The organism is Burkholderia sp. DN3021 (assembly GCF_049805555.1).
Taxonomy (GTDB): Bacteria; Pseudomonadota; Gammaproteobacteria; order Burkholderiales; family Burkholderiaceae; genus Burkholderia; species Burkholderia pyrrocinia_C.
Map to the genome: position 1 here is coordinate 1 of NZ_JBNCAB010000259.1, position 738 is coordinate 738.

The 738-nt window shown below is 57.2% G+C and carries 1 pseudogene; it reads left to right on the plus strand.

Going from position 1 to position 738, the window contains the following annotated elements:
* Window positions 1–52 precede the first annotated feature (52 nt).
* Window positions 53–738, plus strand: a pseudogene (locus ACPUER_RS36970) (IS5 family transposase); the annotation flags it as partial.

Consider the following 738-nt stretch of genomic DNA (forward strand, 5'->3'; position numbering starts at 1 on the left):
TGTCTTTACATCTTGTTTTTTGCGCTAGCTGGCCAAGATGATTTGAACGTTATTGAGCGACGAGGTATGGGAACGAATCGAATCTGTATTACCGAGCAAGGAAGGCGATCCGGGGTGAACGGCGGCCGACAATCGTTGGCCGAACGGGCTGCCCGTGGCGAGATCTGCCGAAGGAGTTCGGCAGATGACATACGGTGTACATGCGCTTCTCGCGGTGGCGTCGTAAAGGTGTGTGGGAGGCGTGGCGCATGCGGTGTCCGACGAAACGGAGATCAAACGTGTGCTGATCGACTCGACCATCGTGCGGGAACACCAACATTCGGCCGGCGCTCGAAAAAAAGTGACCCACAAGCGCTCGGCCGCTCGCGCGGCGGACTGACGACCAAATTGCATCCGGCTGTCGTTGAAGCCGGACGGCCTCTGCGAATGATCATTACCGAGGGACAGGTCGCCGATATTTCGTGCGCGCACGAATTGGTCGAGCATCTGCACACGGGTGCTGTGATTGCCGACAAAGGTTACGACGCGGATGCCTTCGCGAACACTATCCGTGCTGCGCGTGCCGAGGTTGTGATCCCGCCACGTTCGAATCGAAAGACCAAGCGTCGGTACAGTCGAGTGCTGTACCGAACTCGAAACATCGTCGAACGTTTCTTCAATCGCATCAAACATTTTCGTCGCGTCGTCACTCGTTGCGACAATCGCGGGCAACTATCTCGCCTTCGCGGTGCTTGCCTG